Source organism: Actinomyces sp. MRS3W, from assembly GCF_032465695.1.
GTDB lineage: Bacteria > Actinomycetota > Actinomycetes > Actinomycetales > Actinomycetaceae > Actinomyces.
In genome coordinates this window covers 1-17185 of record NZ_JAWDJJ010000062.1, presented here as the reverse complement: position 1 = coordinate 17185, position 17185 = coordinate 1, and the positions used below count along the sequence as shown (strand labels likewise).

19 protein-coding genes are annotated in these 17185 nt (G+C 67.6%); 11 read left to right on the top strand and 8 right to left on the bottom strand.

From position 1 onward, the window contains the following. On the top strand, window positions 1–997 hold a 997-nt coding region (locus RWX45_RS01830), incomplete at its 5' end, for a DUF3418 domain-containing protein (RefSeq protein WP_316022086.1). Window positions 998–1050: 53 nt separating this feature from the next. Here the strand turns inward: RWX45_RS01830 and RWX45_RS01825 are convergent. The 4 genes from RWX45_RS01825 to RWX45_RS01810 all read right to left on the bottom strand — a co-directional run bounded on the left by RWX45_RS01825 (window position 1051) and on the right by RWX45_RS01810 (window position 3769). Then, complete coding sequence (locus RWX45_RS01825) at window positions 1051–1302, bottom strand: hypothetical protein (protein ID WP_316022085.1); 252 nt, start codon at window positions 1300–1302, stop codon at window positions 1051–1053. 80 nt (window positions 1303–1382) lie between these two features. Next, window positions 1383–1526 carry a hypothetical protein gene (locus RWX45_RS01820; protein WP_316022084.1) on the bottom strand — a complete coding sequence of 48 codons (144 nt, stop codon included), beginning with the start codon at window positions 1524–1526 and terminating at the stop codon, window positions 1383–1385. Window positions 1527–1625: 99 nt separating this feature from the next. Continuing rightward, a complete protein-coding gene (locus tag RWX45_RS01815) occupies window positions 1626–3008 on the bottom strand; it encodes an FtsX-like permease family protein (protein ID WP_316022083.1) in 1383 nt (460 codons plus the stop codon). Next, a complete protein-coding gene (locus tag RWX45_RS01810; protein WP_316022087.1) occupies window positions 3005–3769 on the bottom strand; it encodes an ABC transporter ATP-binding protein in 765 nt (254 codons plus the stop codon). Before RWX45_RS01810 ends, RWX45_RS01815 begins: the two co-directional genes overlap by 4 nt. 223 nt (window positions 3770–3992) lie before the next feature. Here RWX45_RS01810 and RWX45_RS01805 point away from each other — a divergent pair, with 223 nt between their 5' ends. From RWX45_RS01805 to RWX45_RS01795, 3 genes are all read left to right on the top strand, one after another. Then, the gene (locus RWX45_RS01805; RefSeq protein ID WP_316022082.1) at window positions 3993–5405 is read left to right on the top strand and encodes a sensor histidine kinase; all 1413 of its coding nucleotides are present in this window, start codon (window positions 3993–3995) and stop codon (window positions 5403–5405) included. A 97-nt stretch (window positions 5406–5502) separates the two neighbouring features. Then, on the top strand, window positions 5503–6270 hold the full coding sequence (locus RWX45_RS01800) for a response regulator transcription factor (RefSeq protein ID WP_316022081.1): 768 nt from the start codon (window positions 5503–5505) through the stop codon (window positions 6268–6270). Between the two features lie 110 nt (window positions 6271–6380). Further along, window positions 6381–6773 carry a nuclear transport factor 2 family protein gene (locus RWX45_RS01795; RefSeq protein ID WP_316022080.1) on the top strand — a complete coding sequence of 131 codons (393 nt, stop codon included), beginning with the start codon at window positions 6381–6383 and terminating at the stop codon, window positions 6771–6773. Between the two features lie 93 nt (window positions 6774–6866). Here the strand turns inward: RWX45_RS01795 and cls are convergent, their stop codons facing one another. The 3 genes from cls to RWX45_RS01780 form a co-directional block, all read right to left on the bottom strand. After that, on the bottom strand, window positions 6867–8384 hold the full coding sequence (gene cls / locus RWX45_RS01790; RefSeq protein ID WP_316022079.1) for a cardiolipin synthase: 1518 nt from the start codon (window positions 8382–8384) through the stop codon (window positions 6867–6869). 398 nt (window positions 8385–8782) lie between these two features. Beyond that, window positions 8783–9757 carry a hypothetical protein gene (locus RWX45_RS01785; RefSeq protein ID WP_316022078.1) on the bottom strand — a complete coding sequence of 325 codons (975 nt, stop codon included), beginning with the start codon at window positions 9755–9757 and terminating at the stop codon, window positions 8783–8785. A gap of 122 nt (window positions 9758–9879) precedes the next feature. Continuing rightward, a complete protein-coding gene (locus RWX45_RS01780) occupies window positions 9880–10173 on the bottom strand; it encodes a hypothetical protein (RefSeq protein WP_316022077.1) in 294 nt (97 codons plus the stop codon). Between the two features lie 613 nt (window positions 10174–10786). Here RWX45_RS01780 and RWX45_RS01775 point away from each other — a divergent pair. Next, window positions 10787–11293: a SprT-like domain-containing protein gene (locus RWX45_RS01775; RefSeq protein ID WP_316022076.1), complete on the top strand. Its 507-nt coding sequence runs from the start codon at window positions 10787–10789 to the stop codon at window positions 11291–11293. Here RWX45_RS01775 and RWX45_RS01770 read toward each other — a convergent pair. Next, window positions 11281–12306, bottom strand: coding sequence for a LacI family DNA-binding transcriptional regulator (locus RWX45_RS01770; protein ID WP_316022075.1), 1026 nt, complete (start codon window positions 12304–12306; stop codon window positions 11281–11283). The genes RWX45_RS01775 and RWX45_RS01770 overlap by 13 nt on opposite strands. 220 nt (window positions 12307–12526) lie before the next feature. Between RWX45_RS01770 and RWX45_RS01765 the strand changes: the two genes are divergently transcribed. From RWX45_RS01765 to RWX45_RS01740, 6 genes are all read left to right on the top strand, one after another. Beyond that, window positions 12527–13045, top strand: coding sequence for a flavodoxin (locus tag RWX45_RS01765; RefSeq protein ID WP_316022074.1), 519 nt, complete (start codon window positions 12527–12529; stop codon window positions 13043–13045). Window positions 13046–13118: 73 nt separating this feature from the next. Next, window positions 13119–13346: a FitA-like ribbon-helix-helix domain-containing protein gene (locus RWX45_RS01760; RefSeq protein WP_316022073.1), complete on the top strand. Its 228-nt coding sequence runs from the start codon at window positions 13119–13121 to the stop codon at window positions 13344–13346. Next, the gene (locus RWX45_RS01755; RefSeq protein ID WP_316022072.1) at window positions 13343–13732 is read left to right on the top strand and encodes a type II toxin-antitoxin system VapC family toxin; all 390 of its coding nucleotides are present in this window, start codon (window positions 13343–13345) and stop codon (window positions 13730–13732) included. The genes RWX45_RS01760 and RWX45_RS01755 overlap by 4 nt, the downstream gene beginning before the upstream one ends. A 123-nt stretch (window positions 13733–13855) precedes the next feature. Then, a complete protein-coding gene (locus tag RWX45_RS01750; protein WP_316022071.1) occupies window positions 13856–14251 on the top strand; it encodes a hypothetical protein in 396 nt (131 codons plus the stop codon). A gap of 50 nt (window positions 14252–14301) precedes the next feature. Continuing rightward, window positions 14302–16458 (top strand): DUF6571 family protein, encoded by a 2157-nt coding sequence (locus RWX45_RS01745; RefSeq protein ID WP_316022070.1) that lies wholly within the window; start codon window positions 14302–14304, stop codon window positions 16456–16458. A gap of 27 nt (window positions 16459–16485) precedes the next feature. Beyond that, the coding region (locus RWX45_RS01740; RefSeq protein WP_316022069.1) for a hypothetical protein at window positions 16486–17185 on the top strand (700 nt) is incomplete at its 3' end.

The following is a 17185-nucleotide window of genomic DNA, read 5'->3' as shown; positions in this document are numbered from 1 at the left end:
GGCTCCGGCGGGCCGGGATGCGACGTCGTCGAGCCCGGCGGGGAGCACGCAGACTCGCAGCGGGTTGGCCGAGCGCACCGGACTGACCGACTGGCCGCAAGGCGTCACCGGGCTGGAAGGACCGGAGCGGTCGACCATCCCGCCGGTTATCGAGTCCACGGGCACGGCCGGGCTGGTCGTACGCGGTTATCCGGCCCTGGTGGCGGTGGGAGCGCGCCGCGCCGACCTGCGGATCCTGCCCGACGCCGTCGCCCAGGAGCGAGCCCACGGCGCCGGGGTCACGGCGCTCGCGCTGGCCCGCACCGCCCTGCCCACGGGGCGGGTCACCTCACGGTGGAGCCCCACCGAGACCCTGACCCTGGCGGCGAGCCCCTATCGGAGTACCGAGGCCCTGGTGGAGGATATCGAGCTGGCGGCGGCACGCGTCGTCGCCGACCGGTGGGCGCAGGCCCGGCGCACTCCCCTGGCGCAGGTGCGGGAACAGGCCGTGTTCGCCGAGCTCGTGGCCACCATGCGCCAGGAGCTGGAGGATGAGGTCTACCGCGTCGCCCAGATTGCCGCCAAGACGCTGGCCGCCCAGCGGGACGTGGAGCGGGCGGTGTCAGCCCACACCTCCCTGACGTTGCTGGGCACCCTGCAGGAGGTGCGCGAGCATGCGGCCGCGCTCATCTTCGACGGTTTCGTGGCGGCGACGCCGGCGGATCAGCTGGCGCACCTGCCCAGGTATCTGCGCGCGCTCGCCATGCGCGTGGAGAAGGCGGAGTCCTCCCCCAGTCAGGATGCTGCCCTCGCCTATCAGGTGCAGGAGGCCGAGCGGCTGGTTGCCGACGCTCGTAGCCGGGCCGCTGCGCTGCCGGAGGACCCGGAGCGGGACGCCGTGCTGGAACAGGCTCGCTGGATGGTGGAGGAGCTGCGGGTAAGCCTGTTCGCCCAGACGCTCGGCACCAGCCGCAAAGTGAGCGTCAAGCGCATCAGCAAGCTGTTGGCCCGGATCTGAGCGGTATCCCGCCGCCCCGGCCCGAGTCCGGCAGCCCGCCGCTAGCCGGCGGCTCAGCGGCCCGTAGCCGCGTCAATCGCAGCCTTGGCGGTCTTGAGGTCAGCGCCGGTGCGCTCCCGATAGGCCTTGACCGCCATAATGAGTTTCCCGGAGGCCACCAGCTGCAGCTCTTCCGCATTCGGGGGTGGGGAAACCACCGACTCTGTGGCCGCCGCGGGTGCGGGCACCGGGGTTTGTGCGGGCTTGCTGGATTGTTTGCGTCCGAAGAGCCACGCGAACAATCCGGTACGTGGGGCATCACTCATGGCGGTAGAGCCTACCGCGGCCCACAGCGACGTCACGAACACGTGTTTGTGCCAAAGACACGCGTTTTGGAGTTTCGCGGTCAGCCAGCCGCGGTCTGTTCCAGAAAACTGACGGCGCAGCCGCATCCGGGCGAGGTCTGGTGGGCGGCGTCGGACCCTTCGGTGGGCCGGGAGCAGGCGGGGCGGCGCACCGCCACCTGGCCGCCACCACGACGAGAGGCCATACGCCCCGGGGCACCGTAGAAGCTCCCGCCTCCTCAGGCTCCGTCAGTCCCCTGTCGTTCCCGCTGTGGTCTCCGGCCAGCACCGCGTCCTGGGCCACGTCAGTCCCGCGCACGCAGGACCTGCGCCACATTTTGTCTTCTGCCCACGCGCGTTGAAATGACCACGGACAGACAGGTCGTCACCAGCGTCAGCCCGCCCACTACGCCCAGCTCCGCCCATGGGCCCCGGCCGATCGTCGCCGCCACGCCCTCCATGGAGGCGGCGGCCATGAACGCACCGGCGATAACCCAGATGAGTAGCCCGAGTAACACGGCGGCTCCCGCGTGCAGTACCCCCTCCAGTACCTGTACCCCGAGCACTGTGCGCTCCCGGGCTCCTGCCGCCACTAACAACGCCTTGTCACGGCGCCTACTGCTGGCGCTCATGGCGATCACCGCGACTCCGCCGCTCCAGGCGGTCACCATGGCCAGGCCGAACATGGCCAAGAAACCCGACAGACGCATATTGCTGAAGCCGGCATGCGTGGCACCGAACATGACCGCCACCAGTCCGATCGCCACTAGGAATGGCAGCACCGTAGCGGAGGATCGGCGCGACTGCAGCGAGGCCGTCCTGGTTGACACCAACCATGCCGGGCCACGCAGCGGCAGCAGCCCAAGTGCACGCTCGACCAGTGGCACCAGCCGTGGGGCAAGTACGCACACCAGTCCCAGGACGCTGAATGACCCCAGAATCACGGCATTGACGGACTCATCGGTCATGGGCCCGGAACGGTGAGCGGTCACCGCCGCCGCAACTATCCCGGTCGCGAACCCACCGGCCAGCAGCAGCCAGCCGAGTACCCCGAATACACGCCGCAGGCTCCAGGCGGTCTCGACGCCGCCCCGCCCCATTATCAGTTCTACCTCCGTGGCGCGGGCGGCCCGCCGGGCAGCGCCCCAACCGCCGATCATCACGCCCCCGGCGACCACCAGGGCGGTCCAAATCAGGTCCCCCGCATCCCACTGCGGCCTGGTGCCCGGCAACGCCACCTCCTGGTCGATGAGTAGCGGCACCATGATGCGGGCGACCGGCCACCCGAGTGCCCCACCGCCAAGGGAACCCAGGGCGCCGACGACGCCCAGCTGTCCGAGCAGGATCGCGCGCAGCGTCCCCGGAGGCATCCCCAGCGCCCGCCACAGGCCGTGGTCGCGCTGATGTTGGGAGATCACGAGAGCCGCGGTTGATGTGAGTACCGCCGCGGTCGCCAGGAGGACGGAAATAATAATGACGGCACTCACCGTGTGGGCGGCATCCGTCATATCGGCCCTGACGGAGACGCCCCAACGGTTGACACCGGTGGCCGCGGCCGCTGAGCGCAGCGACCCGCGCATGGCCATGAACTGCCCGGATACGCACGCCCCGGCCACGACTGCAACCACGCAGGTCCAGGTCCATGAGGAGGCGTGATGCCGCAGTTCGGCAAGCAGCAAGCGCGTCATCGTCCCTCAGCCCCCTCGCGAGTGCGCAGGACGGCGAGGGCGACGGCGTCGGCATCCCCGCCCGGCATGGCGGCCACAAGCCGCCCCGCCCCCATCACGAGTACCGCATCGGCACGGGCCGCGGCCGCGGCGTCGTGAGTGACCATGAGGACGGTCGTGCCCAGTGTGGCCAGCTCGCGCAGCCAGTCGAGTACGCCAGCACCGGCTGTGACATCGAGGGCGGCAGTGGGTTCGTCGGCGAATACGAGGGCGGGCCGGGACGCCAGGACCCGGGCGACAGCAACCCGCTGCCGCTCTCCGCCGCTGAGTTCGTGGGGCAGATGATGGGCCTGGGCGGTCAGTCCGAGTCGTTCCAGGGCCTCGTCAACGGCGGTGCGCTGCAGCGGGCGGCGTCGCAATCGACCGGGCAGGGCGACGTTGTCCCGGGCGGATAGTGCGGTGACGAGGTTATCGTCCTGGAAGATGAATCCCACGTGGTCGGCCCGGAAGCGGGCAGCGTCCCGCGGACGCAGGGCGGTGATATCGGTGCCGAGGAGCCGCACGGTCCCCGACGTGGGCCGATCCAGGCCGGAGACGCATTGCAGTAGCGTCGATTTCCCACAGCCCGACGCGCCCACCAAGGCAGTGAAGCTCCCGGTCATCAGGTTCAGTGCGACGTTGTCAACGGCGGTGACTGCCGCGCGGCGCCGCCCGGGAAGTGTGAAGACGCGCCCGAGCGCTTCGACATCAATCGCCGGAATATCACTCCGAGCAGCCTGCATGGATGCCAGCGGATCGGCGGCCTGCGTCGGCGACGCGGAGGTCGGCCCGGAGCCCGTGCCGAAGTGTGCGTTTGAAGGTGTCATGACGGTGATGAAACCCGGTCGCCCCGTCCGGGTCACTGGCGTGGGAGCCCGCTTCGTCATGCATCCGGTGGTGCCAGGTCCACTCCGAGCGGGTGTCAGCACCCGTGTGCGGCGCAGCCCACCGCCATAGGGTCTGCACATGGCCGCCACAGTCGTCCCCACCGACATCGAGCCCCGCAGCACAAGCACCCAGTGCCGCGTGCGCCGCGGAGTGCTGGTGCTGACCGAGCTCCTTCACGCCGCAGCATTCCTGCCGCTGGTGGTCGTGGCAATTCCCCTCCTGCTGGCCTTCCATCTGACGCTCCCGCTGCTGGCCGAGGCTGATCGCGCTCTGGCGCGTCTCGCCGGCGTGAACGCCCCAAGTGCCTTACCGCCCGGAAGACGGTTGGCATGGTTGCGGAGCCGCGTCGTCAGGGCCGGCTTCTGGAAGCAAGATGTCCCGCTGGTTCTGGGCGGTACTCTGCTCAGCGCCGTCGGTTTCTTCGTCGCCGGCATGGGCGGGATACTGACTGGGGTCTTGGCTGTCGGTCCTTTCATCGCCTCGCCCGAGCAACCGCTGGAACTCAGCCTGCCCGACCTGCCGGGGTGGTCGCGGACAGCGACCTCCTTCAGACAGGTCTGGTGGCTGGAGCCGATCGCTCTGGCCTGCCTGGCCCTAGTGCTGGGTCTGTTGTTGGTGCTGGGGCACCTGCGCTGCCGCATGACCGTGGCCCTGTCCCGCCCCGACGACGAAGCGCGCCTGGCCGCCCTCGCTGCCGAGGTCGGCCATCTGAGCAGTGGCCGAGCCACGCTCGTGGACGCCTTCGATGCCGAGCGCGCCCGCATCGAACGGGACCTGCACGACGGCGCGCAGCAGCGACTGGTGGCCGTGGCAATGCACCTGGGCGCGGCCGAGCTGCACGCCGACCGCCTGGAGACGCTCGACCCGGGCGCCGCAGGACACCTGGGCGTGAAGGTCGGCGGTGATGACTCGGGGGGCGCGGACAACATCGTCGACCACCAGAGCGGCCAGGAAACGCCGGACGACGCCCGGATCGCGGCGCTCGCAGCGCTGCGCGCGGACATTCGCACCGCCCAGGATGAGGCCGAGGCTGCCCTGCGCAGCCTGCGAGAGACCGTCCATGGCATCCGTCCAGCGATTCTGACCGAACGCGGCCTGGCACCGGCGTTGCGCGACCTCGCCGGGCGCGCACCTCTGCCCACCGCCGTCAGCATCACCGGTGGGGAGGCCGATCTCACGGCGATCACCTCGCCCGTAGCGACCACGGTCTACTTCGCGGTCGCCGAGGCGCTCACCAATGCGGCCAAGCACGCCGGGCCGAACGCGCAGGCCCGGGTCGAAGCGGCGGTCACCGACAGGGGTCTGCGGGTAATCGTCGTCGACAACGGGGCGGGCGGCGCCGATCCGCACTCGCCCGGTTCGACCGGCCTGGCGGGGATGGCGCAGCGAGTGGAGTCCATCGGGGGGCATCTGGTGATCAACTCGCCCCCGGGAGTCGGCACCAGGTTGACGCTGACTGCACCGCTGACCCCACCATGGGCCCGAGGGTGATCGTGTGCGGACACATTCCGGGCCGCGCCCGGCCGCGCCCCGATACCCGCACCACGGCTGATCCGACCGGAGTCACCGCCTACGGCAGGATGGGCCCATGAGGATTGTGCTCGCCGACGACGCCGCTCTCCTGCGTGAGGGCCTGGCCGGGCTACTCACCGCGGCTGGTTACGAGGTGGTGGCGCAGGTGGCGGACGCCGATGCGCTGCGGGAGGAGGTCGAACGGCTGGCCGCGGCGGGTGCGCTGCCCGACGTCGTCGTCACCGACGTGCGTATGCCTCCCACCAGCACCGATGACGGCCTGCGTGCCGCCATCGATCTACGCGCCGCCTACCCGGGACTGCCCGTGATCGTGTTGTCCGCGTACGTGGCTGGCCCGTACTTGCGTGAACTGCTCGATGGTCCCGCCGCTGGCGCAGGCGGGGTCGGCTATCTGCTCAAGGAGCGTGTCGGCCGGGTCAGCGACTTCATGCACAGTCTGGACGTGGTGGCAGCCGGCGGGGTGGTAGTCGACCCGGAGGTGCTGTCCCGGCTCATGCAGGCTACGGCCTCGACCTCCGCGGAAACGGGCGCGCTCGCACCCGACCCCGGGGACGAGTTCCCCGACATTCGTACGAATGCCGCCCAGAGGCCGGGACAGGGCACGCAACAGGCGGCTCTGGCACGCCTGACCCCGCGTGAGCAGGAGGTGCTCGCCCTCATGGCGCAGGGACTGTCCAACCCGCAGGTGGCCGAACGCCTGGTGGTATCCGATGGCGCCGTGGCCAAGCACGTCGCGAACATTTTTGCCAAGCTGGATCTGCCGCCCGAGGAGGGTAACCGCCGTGTGCGCGCCGTGCTGGCCTGGCTGCGCGCTCACGCCTGACCCGGCTCCGCCACCCGCCCATCCGGGCGCTCAAGTGCTTACTGCACGAGGCGGGCGGAGCAGCGCACCAACTGTCTGTCGCCGCCACCGCGTGGCGCCATACTGCCCCTATGACAGCGACAACGACGCGCACGGGCAACCTCCGCACGGACTTCGAGGCATTTGTCGACCTCTTCTACAGGCACAAGCGAGTGCGTGAGGCCTTCGAGTTCCTCGTCGCTGAGGATTACGTGCAGCACAACCCGGGAATTGCGGATGGACGCGAGAGCGCCATCGTCGCGCTCACCCCGAAGTTCGACGGCTCGCCGGAGAACACCTTCGAGGTCCTGCGCATCCTGCTCGACGGCAACCTCGGCATGGTCCACGTGCGCGCGAAGCACCCCGGCTCACCCGACGGCGCCGTCGCGGACATCTACCGCTTCGAGGACGGCCTCATCGTTGAACATTGGGACGTGTTGCAGAGTGTGCCCGCAACGAGCGCGAACCCGCACCCGATGTTCTAAGCGCAAGCAACCCCCGCGCGGGGGCAGACCCCGGGCGGAGGTGTCTGAGGCCGGGCTCAGGTGCTCGCCGCCAAGCGCCTCCCGGCCTCGCGCTCACAAGACGGCGGAGACCAGGCGGCACACGTTGTCGACGTAGCGCCGCCACCAGGGCTCCTTGGCCCACTCCTGCGCGGTCAGCTCGGTGGACACCCTGCGGTAGTAGGCGTCGTTCTCCCGCAGCAGGTCATCGAGATCGCCGCCGAAAGCGAGCAGCATCATCTCGTAGTTGAGAGCGAAGGAGCGGAAGTCCATATTGGCACTCCCAATCACCCCAATCTCACCGTCGACCGTCATGTACTTGGCGTGCAGCACGGTGGGAGCCGGATAGCGGTAAATGCGCACACCGGCGGCGAGCAGCGCCCCGTAGTAGGAGCGCTGGGCATGGTTGACGATGAGGTGGTCGGACTCCTTGCCCACGAACAGTTCGACCTCCACCCCCCGATAGGCCGCCGTCGTCATCGCCGCCAGCAGGGCCTCATCGGGGATGAAATAGGGGCTGGTGATCGACACGCGCCGGGTGGCGTTTTCAATGAGGGACAGGAACATTCGCAGGTTGGGCTCGGTGGGATAACCGGGTCCGGATGGCACCAGCTGCATGGCGTTGACGACGGCGTCGGGGCGCCCCGGCTGCGGCGCGGGGGCGCCGACGGTGGGCCGGCGCTCCAGCAGCTCGGCAACGTCTGCCCCGTCGGGCAGCGCATCGCGGGTGTCGAGGACCTCGCCGGCTTCGAAGAACCAGTCCATGGCGAAGACGGCCTCGGCCTCAACGACGATGTCCCCGGTGACCTCCACGGACAGGTCGGCCCAGGTGCGCCCCGCCCTCAGGTTGGAGCGCAGCCGGTAGGTGGGGTCAATGATGTTGTGGGACCCGATGAAGGCGCGTTTGCCGTCGACGACGAGGACCTTGCGGTGGTTGCGCAGGTCGGGGCGGCGGAAGCGGCGTTTGTGCGGCAGCAGCGGCATCATGAGGCGCCAGTGAATACCGGCCGCGGACAGGCGCTTGCCGAACTCCTTCCAGCCGGGGTATTTGCGTGAGCCGAGATGGTCCACCAGCAGGCGCACCGTCACGCCGCGGGCGGCCGCGCGTGCGAGGGCGGAGTAGAAGACGTCGGTGACCTCGTCCCAACTTTGGATGTAGAACTCAACGTGCACATGGTGCTCGGCCATGTCGATGAGCCGCGCCATGGCGGCGTAGGTTTGGGACGCGTCCGAATGCAGAGCCACCACCTCGCCGGTGACGCAGGGCAGGCCGGTCAAGGCCCGATTCATGCGCAGTATGGAGCCAAGATGAGGCGAGGGGCGGGCTCCCGCCGGCGCATCGGGCATACCCTCGGTGAACTCTGTGACGGCCTCGTTGGCCTCGAGCTGTTGCTCGTATCGCTTGCCGTGCACCCACGGGCTGCCCAGGAACACGTACAGCGGTAGGCCGACCACGGGCAGCAGGAAGATGAGCAGCAGCCAGGCGGTCGACGACGACGGACGACGGTTCTCCGGGACAGTCCCGAGCGCCACGAACTTAATCACGTATTCCAGGACGACCCACACAGTCGTCAGCACCGGGTGCCACTCCATGCAGGTAATCCTCACACGCCTGCGCCGAACGCCGCACCACACCCGCAGGGCGTCGACGGCACATGCTGATCTGAAACGTTGGCGGCCGCCCGCAGACATGGCGAAGGCCCGCCCCGGTATGGATCAACCGGGCCGGGCCCTTCGCATCGAGGTCGCCGCCGGTTCCCACGCCGGGGCGTTCCCTCCTTCACCGGGCGCCGGGTTCGCATTCCCTTGGCTGCGATCCCGACTCGACGACTGCCCGTCATCGGCACTCCCCAGTACCTCGTGGCCGCCGTCGTCCGATGGCGAGTAGAACTATGCCGTGGCCACCTGAAAGCAGCTAGGCAAAAACGCTGGGAACATCCTGGGAACTGACGCGCTGTCAGCTACCGATAGGCGAGTACAAACGGTGGATTTCAGTCCGCCGTCGACGGCGCCGGGTCGCCGAAGAGGGTGCGGTAGTAGCCGTAGAAGTTCCAGTTGCCCCAGCTGGTGCAGTCATCGCCCCCGGTGGCCGCTGCCGCGTTGGCCAGGTAGGGCGTGTAGTTGTACAGCCCGGCCGTCGCCTGGTTACTCGCCGTCACCTCGCCGGTGCCGCACAGGGCGTTGGGTGAGTAGGCCAGTTGCGCCGTCGTGCCCGCAACCACCTGGTAGGCAGTGGGATCGAGCCGGTAGGTCTGGAATTGGGAGGCAGCCCCATACACCTGCCGGAAAAAGCCGGCGTAGTCGGGATCGCACTCCTGCCCATCGGGACAGGCGTAGCCGGTAGCGGCCTCGTAGCGCCGCGCGGTCAGGCTGGCCCCCGAGGCGGTGAGTAGCCCCTGCTCCTTGTGCAGCAGCACGAGCAGCACGCGCGGATTGATGTCGCAGGAGGCGGCTACCTTGGAGATGACCTCGGCGGCAGTCTCCCCGGTGGCGGCGGTGTAACCGCCGGGGCAGGCGGTGGTGGGATCGCGATCTTCGGTGTCAAAGGTGGCGTCTGCCAGGCAGGGGGTGCCATCGGTGCCGGCCCGGCAACCCTCGTTAACGGAGTCGATGAGGGCAGTGATCTCGGCGGTGGTCATCGTGTCCGAGTCGTAGAAGACGTCGTCGTCAATAATGTGCTCGGCGTTGAAACCCGTCATGTCGCGGGAGATGGCTGCCGGTTCGGTTGCGCCCGTCGGCGCGGAGGACGCCGGAGTCGTGTCAATGGCGTTCATCACCAGCAGGCCGACGAGCAGAGTGATGAGGAACGACACCACGAAAACGCCGACCGGTCCGAGGCGGCGGGAGCGGCGCCGCCGGGACTGGCCACGCCGTCGATATGCGTTGCCCTGGCGCGATCCAGCCCGGGCCGCGTCCGCCAAGCGGGCGCCCCGGGCCGACGCCGGTGAGCGCCGACGATGGGACACGACCCGATGGTCGGTGGCTGACTGGCGTACGTGGCGGTGTGGGGAGCTGCGCGTCGATCGCTGGGCGGGGCGTGACATTGCAGTAATGCTGCCACAGGCCGGCGCGCTTGGTGCAGCCCGAGTCAGTAGTTTCCGGAGCTGACCGTGCCGGCGATTACGACGAAGTACAAGAGGACTCCCAACACAATCGCGATGATCTGCCAAGCGAATGCGGCACGCGCCCAGTTACGGCGGGACACGGAGGCCGAGCCGCCGAAGGCGACGACCAGCAGATAAATGAAGCCGACGATGGGGATCGCAGTGATGAGCATCGCCAGCATCCAGGAGCCGACCGAGTCGGCTGGGTTGGTCGGTTGCACGTACACGGGCTGGCCGTAAGGGACGGACTGGTAGTTGGGAGCGGGCTGGTTGGACACAGAAGCCTCTTTCCGGATAGCTAGCGGCATGGGTCGTGAGCCGACGCGTCCGAGCGTAGACGATCGAGTACGCCGGACGCGGGGCGTGTACTAGCGCACTCCACGGTTGGACCGTCTACCACCGGTTGGACCGTCTACCACCGGTTGGACCGTCTGAGAACATGTCTAGGGCGGTCCAACCGCGCTTAAACGGTCCAACCGCGCGATGGCAGTCCAACTGGAGCCGTCAATGGTTCCCTTCCCAGGGGCGTTCCTCGCCCCTTCCGGCCGCGTCAGCTCGACGTCGCCATCCGGCCAGTGCCTGACGCTTCGGCACTTTCGACGACGGTTCGGCACGTGGCGCCAACGCTTCGGTACATCCTCTGACGGTTCGGCACCCTCGCTGCCGAACCGTCAGTCCAAATGCCGAACCGTCGCCACGAAGGTACGAACCGTCAACCCAGGTGCCGAATCGTCGTCTCGTGATACGAAGCGTCGGAGCCCACGTCGAGCCCCCGGGGATAACCAGGCTCCAAGCCACCGAACCTCGCGCCTGGCCGGGTTCCAAGCCGTCGATCCCTGGGCTAGCCGGGCTGTAAACCGCCACCACCTCGGGGCCGCGTAGGCTCGGGGCGTGAACTTGCCCGACGTGCTCCCGCTGGCCCGCCTGCTGATGGAGGAGCACGGCGTCGGTACTTGGTCGGTGAGCTTCGACCGCGCCCGTCGACGCGCCGGCCAGACCGACCACACCCGCAGGCGGATCACACTCTCCCGGCAGCTCATGGCCCTGTACGACGAGGCCGAGGTGCGCGAAACCGTGCTGCATGAGATCGCCCATGCCCGGGTCGGCGCCGCCCACGGTCACGACGCCGTCTGGCGCGCCGAGGCCCTCCGTATCGGAGCGAGCGGCAAGCGGTTGGTAGATAGCCAGGCGCCGCGGGTGCGGGGTCGTTGGGTGGGTACCTGCCCCGCTGGACACACCGTGGACCGGATGCGCCGCCCCGCTCTGCCCTGCTCATGCTCACGCTGCGCCCGGGGCTTCTCCCCCGAGCACTTGCTCAGCTGGTCCCTGGACGGGGTGGCCGTGCCCCACGAGAGCATGGGGAAAAGCTACGTCCGGGCGCTGCATCAGGTGTTGTGAAGCGCCTTGCCGGCGGTGGACTCGCGCACCACCAGCTCCGGGGGGAAGGTGACGTGCCGAATCGCGCCGTCCTCGGACAACAGCAGGTCGGCCGCCGCCACCCCCATCTCCCGCATGGGCTGGCGCACGCTGGTGAGCGGGGTGATGAGCTCGGAGGCAACCGAGATGTCGTCGTAGCCAACGATGGCGACGTCGTCGGGAATGCCCAGGCCGCGGCGGCGAATCTCCCGCATGGCGCCAATGGCGAGCTGGTCGTTGGCGCAGAACAGCGCCGTGGGTGGTGAATCATCACCGAGGAGTGCGGCCGCACCGACCGCGCCGGCGTCGGCGGTGAAGCCCTGGCCGCCGCTGACGGCCTCGATCTCGGTCAGTGCCTGCGCCGGATCCAGGTCGGCCCCCGTCAGCGCGGCGATGACTCCATCGCGCCGGTCGACGGCCTGCCTCACCGTGAGCGGCCCGTTGATGAAGCCGACGCGCCGGTGACCGAGGTCAATGAGGTGACTCACGGCGGCGCGGGCGCCGGCGACGTCGTCGCCAGAGACGGTGGACAGCTCCGCGGAGATCGGCGGGTGGTCCATGAGCACCACGCGGATTCCACGTCCGGCCAGGACGGCAAGATTGTCGAGGGTGGAGACGGAGGGAGTGACGATGACGCCGTGCACGTCCATGCCGGCCAGCAGGCTCATGAGCTCACGCTCACGCTCGGGGTCAGAATCGGTGGAGCCGAGCATGGGGATGCGGCCGTCCTCGCGCAGGCGATCCTCAATGCCGCGGGCGGCCTCGGTGAAGAAAGGGTTGGAGATGTCGTGAACAAGCACGCCGATGAGGGAGGAGCCCCCGTGCCGCAGCCGGCGGGCAGCCTCGGAGCGGACGAAGCCGAGCTCGTCGATGGCGGCGCGCACGCGATCGAGCGTGGGCTGAGCGACCCGATCGGGGTGGTTGAGAACGTGCGAGACGGTGCCGACCGACACTCCCGCCCGTTCGGCGACGTCGCGAACCGAGGGCCGTGCCATATTCGCTCCTTCCTACCAGGGACGTCCGAATCGTCCCACGACGCGCTGCGAAACCTCAGCGGAGCCGCGCGGGTCCAGCGCAGCTACAGTCATCATTCCAGGTCGACGGCGCAGGCGACGCCGACAGGCGCATGTCGCCGCCCGTTGGCAACTCATCGGTATGTCACTAACGCGTCGCGAATCGACCGTATAATCGGTTGTCGATGATTGGAGTTCGAAGATGACCACCAGCGATATCCCTGAATCCCGGCCCCAGACGCTCATCGTCCACTACTCCGCCCACGGGCACACCCGCCGCGCGGCCGAGACCATCGCCCGGGTGCTCGGAGCCGACGCCTTTGTGCTTGAGCCCGCCGATCCCTACTCCGAGCCCGATCTGGATTACAACGACCCGGGCAGCCGGGTCTCACGCGAGCATGTGAACCACAGTCTGCGCCATGTGGAGCTCGTGCAGGCGACGCCGGACGACTTTGCCGGCTACCAGACCATCCTCGTTGGTTACCCCATCTGGTGGGGCGAGGCCTCCTGGGTCCTGGGCGACTTCGTGCGGAACAACGACTTCACGGGCAAGACCGTCGTCCCCTTCTGTACGTCCTTTTCCTCACCCGTTGGCGCCAGCGGCCGCGACCTGGCCGCCCTGACGACGACGGGCGACTGGAAGCCCAGCACCCGCCTGGAGGCGAGCATCGACGCCGTCGGGGTGCGCCGCTGGCTGAGACGGCTCGGGGTTGACGTGTAGATGGCGGGGCGTCCACCGAGAGGGCGTGGTGGACGCCCCGCCATCCGCGCAAGCAGTTTGCTATCATTGGCTCATGAGCACGCTGTACATTCGCGGCGTCGATGAGGATGTTGCCAGGGAGCTGCGCAGCCGCGCAGCCGCCGCCGGAATGTCACTGTCCGCCTACGTGGCCGCACAACTGGCAGAGCTGACATCCCGGCCAACGAACCGACAGATTGTGGCGCGGCTGCGCTCGCGCGATCGCACCAACGGGCCCAGCACCGAACAGATTCTCTCCGCCGTGAAGGAAGCGCGCCGATGATCGTGGTGGACGCCTCCGCCATGATCGAGGCACTGGTGGGCCGCACCGCCAACGACGAGCTCCTTGACGCATTCGCACAGCACACGATCGCCGTTCCCCATCTGCTTGATATCGAGGCTCTCTCCGCCCTGCGCGGGATGATGCTGGGCGGGACTATCGACAGTACGGTCGCGCACGCAGCGCGTGAGGATTACGCGGCCCTCGGTCTCATTCGCTACGGCGCGGCACCACTGGCAGACCGGATATGGCACCTACGTCACCAATACACGGCTTATGACGCCAACTACATCGCCCTGGCCGAGGGCCTGGACGTACCGCTGTTGACCTGCGATCACAAGCTCGACGCCGGCGGGCACACCGCAACTGTCGTCGTCCACTCACGCTGACCGTGGACGGCAGTTTCCGCTGTTGTGACAGGGACGTGATGTTTGATGTAGGTTGGCTGAGCCGCCCGCGGCTACCGACCACCCCGCCTGTCCCGAACGCCCACCCGAGAGATTCGAGTCTCGATGCCCACCTCCTACTATTACGACGACGCCGATAGCAGCACTTCCGCCGACGACGGCGATACCAGGATGGTTGATAACCCCAAACTGGCTGCGATCCAGGCGGTCAAGTCCCGAGCGACGACGGCGCAAACAAGCCTGGCCAGCTGGACACCCACATCAACAACGGGCACGACAACGCAGTCGACTGGGTCCTTCGACGCCGGCCTCACCGAGGATGTGTGGACCTCACCGGTGGGGGACAGCTACCGCGGCAAGATCAGCGCGGCCGATTCCAATGCCGAGGATGCGCTCGAGGACATCGTCTCGGACCTGACAGCAGCAGAGAACGCCATCTTCGACGCCGGGGAGGACATGGTGCCGGCGGACTCTGACCTGGCCAAGTGGCCCAGCATCTAACGCCGCACTGGCACCCCCAAACCGACCGGAGAGAGCCTGAAACCAGACCTATGGCATACATCAAGATCGACACGGATAAGATGCAGACGGTTATCACGAACCTCGATGACCGAGCGGATGCGATCGACGAGGAGCGCAAAGGCATCAACCAGACCAGTGCGTACAACCACGACCCGGTGAACTCAGTCGTCACCGCAACCGAGTCCTTGCCCGGTTTTCTCATGCCCGGACCGGGCTCCTCCACCATGGCGGGATACGCCTCCACGATGCGCGACCTCGCCGAAGAGTTGCGCTCCAGACGCCAGGAGGCCATCGACATGAACGAGTCAGGTATCACCATGACCAATCCGGACGGCACCCTGTCCTACTACCTGCCCGATCCCCCGCCCGGGACCACAGATGTGGAGGCCTACTGGCGGTCGATGGACACGGTCGCGAACGTCCACGCCTATAACAGCGGCGCCGTCGAGACCGCCAAGGCCGAGGCGGCCGAACTCCAAGAGGCGCTCCAGAATGGCACCTCCTCCCAGGGCCGCACCCCGGAGGAGATCCTCAACCAAATCGACAAGCACCGCGACATCCCCACCTACGGCGCCGCGTTCGTCGACGCGCTGGGCACCGAGGCATTCCTCAACCTCACCATTGACGCGCAGACCGCCTACAAGGACATCAACCAGTACGGGTACTGGGTCAAGCGGAGCGACGAGGACGAGGCATCGTTCCAGCGGGTCATCACGACTCTGGGTCACGTGTTCGCTGCCGCTTCCCAACCCGAGGTGAACAATGAGTCCCGGACCAGCGGCCTGAGCCTGGAGGTCGGCAAGGTCATCACGACCGATGGCAAGCAGGGGCTTGCATCGGCGGTCACTGCACTGATGTCTGTTCCGGACACCGTGTACGGGACCGATTTCGTGGTCAACCTGGCCAGCGACATGGAGACCGTCGAGTATGACCCGATGGATGTGGGCAACCCGCTGGCAACCGATGCCGGCAATTACCTCGGGGACTACTCGGCCGACCCGATGGCAGGGCCACTATTCGCCATGAGCCGCAATCTGGAGGCCGCCGACCAGTACTTCACGCCTACTCTTGTCAACCCGCCGATCGTCATCGACGAGAACGGCAATGCGACCATCCCCATCACCGACTATGACCCGAACATATCGTTCACAACCCGGGATGGCCGCACCATCACTGCGCAGGAGCGCGCCAACTTGTTGTTCTCCCGGACCTGGGTGCGCGGGAACGAGGAGGCGCTGACCGCCGCCTATGCGGGCGTTTCCAGTCAAAGGGGGAGCACCGACGGCGGACTCGACGGGCGCGCGACGTGGGCATGCGGCCAGGCCCTGGAGTTCTTCGGCAACCACGACTTCTCCAACTCCTCCAACCAGACCAAGACCAACCTCGGTGTGTTCGTCGGCAACCATGCAGCCGAAATCACCGGCATAGCTACCGCCGACGGGGACGCGGACATTCAGTACGGGTACACCACCGCCAAGGACAAGGCCCATGACGCCGCTGCGAAGCGTAATGCGCTCAAGCACGTCGTTGCCAGCATCTCCGATTCCGATGACGCCGTGTCCGCGGCCGGGCAGGGCATCATGAACTACACCGAACGCGCCGCAAGGGCCGGGGCCGCGGAGCACCTACCCACGGACGGAACGCCCGCAACCCCCGAGCAGGTGAGCACAGCACAGGCGGGCATGCGTCGCGCATATATGAACGGGCGCACCGCGGCGGCATGGGTGGACGAAGTCGCCGACCACGCCAACGAGCGCGCGAACACCCAGCGCGGCAAGGAGCGCGCGCAGGCCGGTGCGGCCTTCGCCGCCGTGGGCGCGATCCCTCACCCCGCCGCCGCGGTTGTTTCCGCCGCGGGATCCGCCGGACTGTCGCTGATGGAGGCGGCCTCCAGCGACACCGTCACCAACCTTGAAATCGGCGCGACCGCATACAACGCCAGCATCACCGAGGTCGCCATCCAACACGGGCTCGTTGATGAGAGCTATTTCCCCGACGCCGACCACCCACAGTCCTGGTACGACCCGGAAACCAAAACCGTCACCATCACCGATGAGGCCCAGAAGGAAGAGTTCCAGGAGTGGTGGGCCAAGAATGGTGACGACATCGGCCTATCCGGCAACCTCATAACCCTCAGCATCGAGGCGGTCGACCCCCAAGAGACCGCGCTACCCGAAGACTACTGACGCGACCGAGATAGGCGACGAACGAGCATGGACTCAAGCAGTGCTACCACGGACGAGAGCGACGGTATCAACAACTCTGACGCTGCCGTCTCCAAGACTCGCGAACGTCGGCCAAGGCGACGCGGGTCGCTGATTCTGCTCACCATCGCGCTGGCCGTTGTGCTCGTCGTCGGCGTTGTTGTCGTGTGGTGGCGCCCCTCGAATACGGAGGAAACCCCGGTACCGCCGCCGGAGACCGTATGCAACGGCCTCTACGAGACCGCCGAACTCAACCGAATCCTCGGCAGCCACATCGGAAGCGACAACACACTTGCCTACGGGTCTTGGGAAGGCCGTTGCGGCGTTTCGTCGGGCAAGCCCCCGGCGACGAGCGCCAAGGGCTACGACCTTTACGACACCATCATGTTCATCGATTATTGGCACGATGACGAGTATGACGCCGGCAATGGTACCGAGTGGACCGATGAGACCATGGCCGCGGACACCGACAACGGCGTCCAAAAGCTGGACATCCCCGAGCTGGAGGGAAACACCTACCTCTGGGTCATGCAGATCGGCTCAGAAAACTACATTCACGGCATCTGGTTCGGAGACGGCTTCACCATTGCCGTCGTCCTGCCCCACCCGGAGAGCAACCTTGACGGTCCCCGTACCACCCGGGAGGCAGTAGACGTGATGCCCGAGCTGCTGACCTACATCGGCACCAACGCACAGAAACACCCCGCCC